Origin of the sequence: Streptococcus sp. (assembly GCF_019414905.1) — a bacterium.
Classification (GTDB): domain Bacteria; phylum Bacillota; class Bacilli; order Lactobacillales; family Streptococcaceae; genus Streptococcus.
Genome location: NZ_DXLC01000050.1, coordinates 1 through 6,101, shown reverse-complemented (window position 1 = coordinate 6,101; position 6,101 = coordinate 1). Strand labels below are relative to the sequence as shown.

The following is a 6,101-nucleotide window of genomic DNA, read 5'->3' as shown; positions in this document are numbered from 1 at the left end:
ATGAGGATGGCATCGTTCACATGCTTCGTGGCGTGGACAATGGCAAGGATCAGACTTATTTCCTCAGCCAACTTTCGCAAGAACAACTCCAAAAAACCATGTTCCCGCTGGGACATTTAGAAAAACCTGAAGTTCGCAGACTAGCAGAAGAAGCAGGCCTTGCGACTGCTAAGAAGAAAGACTCGACAGGGATTTGCTTTATCGGAGAAAAGAACTTTAAAAATTTCCTCAGCAACTACCTACCAGCCCAGCCTGGTCGTATGATGACTGTGGATGGTCGCGATATGGGTGAGCATGCAGGTCTTATGTACTATACGATTGGTCAGCGTGGTGGTCTCGGTATCGGTGGCCAACACGGTGGTGACAATGCACCTTGGTTCGTTGTCGGAAAAGACTTAAGCAAGAATATTCTCTATGTAGGCCAAGGTTTCTACCATGATTCGCTCATGTCAACCAGCCTAGAGGCTAGCCAAGTCCACTTTACTCGTGATATGCCAGAGGAGTTTACGCTAGAATGCACAGCAAAATTCCGCTACCGTCAACCTGATTCGAAGGTGACCGTCCATGTCAAAGGAGATAAGGCAGAGGTTATCTTTACAGAACCGCAACGCGCCATTACACCAGGACAGGCAGTTGTCTTTTACGATGGCGAAGAGTGTCTAGGTGGTGGTTTGATTGACAATGCTTACCGTGATGGACAAGTTTGTCAGTACATTTAGATTGACAAATTTTCTCAATTTGCTACAATAATAAAAGCAATAGAAATGATGGTCAAAGCTCATGGATGTTGCAGGCTTTTTTGTCCTGCACTTCTTTGGAGTTTTGACTGTTTTTGTGTCGTTTAAGGGAAAGGATAAGAATGACTCAACAAGACTTTCGGACAAAAGTGGGAAATACTGTTTTTGGCGTTCGGGCGACAGCTTTGATTCTCCAAAATCGCAAGCTCCTAGTTACCAAAGATAAGGGCAAGTATTATACTATTGGCGGTGCGATTCAAGTCAATGAAAGCACGGAAGACGCGGTAGTCCGTGAAGTGAGGGAAGAACTGGGTGTCAGAGCTCAAGCTGGACAGCTAGCTTTTGTTGTTGAAAATCGTTTTGAACAGGACGGTATTTCCTATCACAACGTTGAGTTTCATTATCTGGTGGACTTGCTTGAGGATGCCCCATTGACCATGCAGGAAGATGAGAAAAGGCAGCCCTGTGAATGGATTGACATAGACAAGCTTGAGGGTATCAATCTAGTTCCAGCCTTTTTAAAAACAGCCCTGCCAGATTGGGACGGCCAACTAAGACACATTCATCTTGAGGAAGAGGAGAACCCAACGTTTATCCAACTTACTGGGATATTCCTGGTGGCGGGGTTGAAAAGGGTGAACTTCCGCGAGATGGTGCTCTTAGAGAATGCATTGAAGAAGCGGGAGTTAGGCTAGATAGCAGTTCGCTCAAACTTCTTCACGAAGATAGTCAACTGGATACCTCTAAGGATACGGTCTTTACTCGCTTAGTTTATAAAGCAGAGTGGATTGGGGAGAAGCCGATTATCAGATTAGATCCTGAAGAGCATACACACTTTAAATGGGTTACTATGGATCAAGCTCTAGAGGAGGAGAAGTTAGTTCCTTATTTGCGAGAAATTTTTGAAAGGTTAAGAAATGACATATAATTTTACTGAAGAATACGATATTATTGTAATTGGTGCGGGACACGCTGGGGTTGAGGCCTCCTTAGCTGCTAGCCGTATGGGTTGTAAGGTCTTACTTGCGACCATCAACATTGAAATGCTGGCTTTCATGCCTTGTAATCCCTCTATCGGTGGTTCTGCCAAGGGGATCGTTGTGCGTGAAGTTGATGCCCTCGGTGGCGAGATGGCCAAAACCATTGACAAGACTTACATCCAGATGAAGATGCTCAACACAGGGAAGGGGCCAGCTGTCCGTGCCCTTCGTGCGCAGGCTGACAAGGAGCTTTACTCTAAGGAAATGCGCAAGACAGTTGAAAATCAAGAGAATCTGACCCTTCGTCAAACCATGATTGATGAGATTTTGGTGGAAGACGGCAAAGTTGTCGGTGTTCGTACAGCGACCCATCAAGAATATGCTGCTAAGGCCGTTATCGTGACGACAGGGACGGCCCTCCGTGGGGAAATTATCATCGGTGACCTCAAGTACTCATCAGGTCCTAACCACAGTTTGGCTTCTATTAACCTTGCTGACAATCTCAAGGAACTGGGCCTCGAAATCGGTCGTTTCAAGACAGGAACCCCTCCACGTGTCAAGGCTTCTTCTATCAATTACGATGTGACAGAAATTCAGCCAGGAGACGAAGCGCCTAATCATTTCTCATACACTTCACGTGATGAGGATTATGTCAAGGATCAGGTGCCATGCTGGTTGACCTATACCAATGGTACCAGTCATGAGATTATCCAAAACAACCTCCACCGTGCACCTATGTTTACAGGTGTGGTTAAGGGAGTGGGACCTCGTTACTGTCCGTCGATTGAAGACAAGATTGTGCGCTTTGCGGACAAGGAACGCCACCAACTCTTCCTAGAGCCAGAAGGGCGCAATACTGAGGAAGTCTATGTTCAAGGACTTTCAACCAGTCTGCCTGAGGATGTCCAGCGTGACTTGGTTCATTCCATCAAAGGTTTGGAAAATGCAGAGATGATGCGGACAGGTTATGCCATTGAGTATGATATGGTCTTGCCTCATCAGTTGCGTGCGACTCTGGAAACCAAGAAAATCTCCGGACTTTTCACTGCTGGTCAGACAAATGGAACATCAGGTTATGAAGAAGCTGCTGGCCAAGGGATTATCGCGGGTATCAATGCGGCTTTGAAAGTCCAAGGCAAGCCTGAATTGATTTTGAAGCGCAGTGACGGTTATATCGGGGTCATGATTGATGACTTGGTGACCAAGGGAACCATTGAACCCTACCGTCTCTTGACCAGTCGTGCTGAATACCGTCTTATCCTCCGTCATGACAATGCTGATATGCGTTTGACCGAGATGGGACGTGAGATTGGCCTTGTGGATGATGAACGTTGGGCTCGCTTTGAAATCAAGAAAAATCAATTTGAAAATGAGATGAAACGCCTAGACAGTATCAAACTCAAGCCAGTCAAGGAAACCAATGCCAAGGTTGAGGAAATGGGCTTCAAGCCTTTGACAGATGCAGTGACAGCCAAGGAATTCCTTCGCCGTCCAGAAGTTTCTTATCAAGATGTGGTGGCTTTCATCGGACCAGCTGCAGAGGACTTGGATGACAAGATTATCGAATTGATTGAAACAGAAATCAAGTACGAAGGCTATATTTCCAAAGCCATGGACCAGGTTGCCAAGATGAAACGCATGGAAGAAAAACGCATTCCAGCTAATATCGACTGGGATGACATTGATTCTATCGCGACAGAAGCCCGTCAGAAGTTCAAACTCATCAATCCAGAAACCATCGGCCAAGCCAGCCGTATTTCGGGAGTAAATCCAGCAGATATTTCTATTTTGATGGTGTATCTTGAAGGTAAAAATCGTAGTATTTCTAAAACTCTTCAAAAATCAAAATGATACGTCGTCGGCTTCGGCTCACCTAACTCAAGTTATGCTTTCGCCTAGCCTTCTAGTCTGATTTCGATTTTTATTGAGTTTTAATCTAAAAAGAAAGCATAGAGAAAAACAGCTCCGAAGACGGGGCTGTTTTGTTGCTTTATTCTTCATCTGGTGTGAGGATCATCGGGATGATAATCGGTTCACGTTCTGTATTTTCATAGAGGAAGGGGCGAATAGCGTTGACAATGGCACCATTGACAGATTGCACGCTAGCATCCTTATTTTTCAGTGCGATACGAATGGCATTGAAGAGGATGCGTTGGCTTTGGCGAATCAAGTCGCCAGACTCTCTCATGTAGACAAAGCCTCGACTGAGGATGTCTGGTCCAGACAGAATCATCTGCGATTTGAAGTCAACAGTTGCGACTGCCAGAACGACACCGTCTTCAGATAGATCACGACGATCTTTGAGGACAGCTGCGCCGATTTCACCGATACGATTTCCATCGACATAGATATCTTGGGCGTTGAAATGACCTGCTATACGAGCTGAGTCAGCAGTGAGGGCAAGTACATCGCCATTGCTCATGATAAAGATATTGTCCTTCTCAACACCAGTATCCACCGCTAGTCCAGCGTGGACTTTTTGCATGCGGTATTCACCGTGGACAGGCATGAAGTATTTTGGCTTAATCAAGCGGAGCATGAGTTTTTGCTCTTGCTGGCCACCGTGTCCAGAGGTATGGATATTGTTAACCTTACCGTGGATAACTTCGACACCAGCTTCTGAAATGATGTTAATCAGCTTGTTGACGCTAGTCGTATTTCCAGGGATTGGACTAGAAGAGAAGATAACGGTATCACCTGGTTGGAGTTGCACCTGGCGGTGGGTTCCGTTGGCGATACGAGAGAGGGCTGCCATCGGCTCGCCTTGACTACCTGTACAGAGGATCAGAATCTCGCCAGCAGGGTAATCTTTGATTTCATTTGGCTCGATAAAGGTTCCCTTAGGAGCTTTGATGTAGCCAAGCTCGATTCCGTTGACAATGGCCTTTTCCATAGAACGTCCAAAGACAGCAATCTTGCGTCCAGTCTTAACAGCAGCTTCTGTTGCTTGCTGGAGACGGAAGATATTTGAGGCAAAGGATGCAAAGATGATACGTCCTTCGATGCCTTGGATAATCTTCATGATGGACTGACCAACTACTTTTTCAGAGTTAGTAAAGGTTGGCACTTCCGCATTTGTTGAGTCAGAGAGGAGACAGAGAACACCTTCTTCACCAAGGGCTGCCATACGGTGCAAGTCCGCAGGTTCTCCAACTGGAGTAAAGTCGAACTTGAAGTCACCTGTACAGACGATTTTCCCTTGAGGAGTATGAATGACAATTCCCAAAGGCTCTGGAATAGAGTGAGTCGTTCTAAAGAAAGTTGCCTTGAGATTTTTAAAGGTCAACTCAGTGTTGTGGTTGATTTCGTAAAGTTTGGCGTTGCGCAAGAGGCCGTGTTCTTCGAGTTTCCCACGGATCAAAGCCAAGGCAAGCGGTCCAGCATAGATAGGGACATTTGCTTGCTTGAGCAGGAATGGAATCCCACCGATGTGGTCCTCGTGCCCGTGTGTAATCAAAACAGCCTTGACGCGGTCGATATTGTCCACGATGTAAGAGTAGTCAGGAATGACATAGTCGATACCCAGTAAGTCATCTTCTGGGAATTTAATCCCAGCATCGACGATGATAATCTCGTCTTGGTATTCAATTCCGTATGTGTTTTTCCCGATTTCTCCCAGACCACCGATGGCAAAAACGCCGACTTCTTCAGGTTTAAGAGTATAGGCCATATTAGAACTCCGTAATTTCGAAGGCGCCAGTTTCTTTTTCGTAATCTAGCAATTTGTCAGACAAGCGTTCGATATACTCGATGTTGTACTCTGGGCGATTTTCTTCGACAAGTTGGCGAGCAGCGATACGGCCCTCAAGTTCTGAGCTGGCATCGATGTCTAGGTAAAGTGCGCGTGTTGTTTCACGGCGTGGGCTACGTTCTTTTGTTTCTTGATAAAAAACTTTGTAAATCATATAGTTCCTTTCTATTTACAGGTCAGCTTATTCCAAACTTTTAGCATAGATTTGCTTGATTTCATTCCATTTTGTGTCTAGATTGACCTTGATTCGTTACAATTATTTCAATTATACCACAAAATGAAAGATTAGTAAAAGACAGAAACGAGAAAGTCACAGGACGATTTCCTTGGTAAGCGCTTGCAAAAACAAAGAAAATGTGTTATATTGATAACGGAAGTGAAATTTATTGCTTGTCATAATTCCATATAGATTTTAAGTCAAGGAGGTTGCCCTATGTATAACTTATTTGCTTTTGCTATCGGAGCTCGCTTGGTAGCTTTTATTGTTTTTGTTGCTTGCGTTTATGCGGGGAATCTTCTATTTGCCAAACTGGAACGACGACAAACCAAGTTCTTGTGGAAAATTACCTTTGTGACTCTCGAGCCTACTGAAAAAGTCATTAAATTGATGGCTTTTTTGTTATACTAGAGATG

5 protein-coding genes and 2 pseudogenes are annotated in these 6,101 nt (G+C 45.0%); 5 read left to right on the top strand and 2 right to left on the bottom strand.

Annotation, left to right across the window (positions count from 1 at the left end; genetic code table 11):
* The 4 genes and pseudogenes from mnmA to mnmG all read left to right on the top strand — a co-directional run.
* On the top strand, positions 1–719 hold a 719-nt coding region (gene mnmA, locus QZ359_RS01285; protein WP_293954545.1), incomplete at its 5' end, for a tRNA 2-thiouridine(34) synthase MnmA.
* Between the two features lie 140 nt (positions 720–859).
* Positions 860–1,312, top strand: a pseudogene (locus QZ359_RS01280) (NUDIX hydrolase); the annotation flags it as partial.
* Positions 1,312–1,665: pseudogene (locus tag QZ359_RS01275) on the top strand (NUDIX hydrolase); the annotation flags it as partial. The pseudogenes QZ359_RS01280 and QZ359_RS01275, both read left to right, overlap by 1 nt.
* Positions 1,655–3,568, top strand: coding sequence for a tRNA uridine-5-carboxymethylaminomethyl(34) synthesis enzyme MnmG (mnmG, locus tag QZ359_RS01270; protein WP_000221906.1), 1,914 nt, complete (start codon positions 1,655–1,657; stop codon positions 3,566–3,568). The pseudogene QZ359_RS01275 and the gene mnmG, both read left to right, overlap by 11 nt.
* Before the next feature lie 139 nt (positions 3,569–3,707).
* Here mnmG and QZ359_RS01265 read toward each other — a convergent pair whose 3' ends face one another.
* Positions 3,708–5,387 (bottom strand): ribonuclease J, encoded by a 1,680-nt coding sequence (locus QZ359_RS01265; protein WP_004263010.1) that lies wholly within the window; start codon positions 5,385–5,387, stop codon positions 3,708–3,710.
* Between the two features lies 1 nt (position 5,388).
* A complete protein-coding gene (locus tag QZ359_RS01260; protein ID WP_000639575.1) occupies positions 5,389–5,622 on the bottom strand; it encodes a DNA-dependent RNA polymerase subunit epsilon in 234 nt (77 codons plus the stop codon).
* Between the two features lie 279 nt (positions 5,623–5,901).
* Between QZ359_RS01260 and QZ359_RS01255 the strand changes: the two genes are divergently transcribed.
* The gene (locus QZ359_RS01255; protein WP_293954548.1) at positions 5,902–6,096 is read left to right on the top strand and encodes a hypothetical protein; all 195 of its coding nucleotides are present in this window, start codon (positions 5,902–5,904) and stop codon (positions 6,094–6,096) included.
* Positions 6,097–6,101 lie beyond the last annotated feature (5 nt).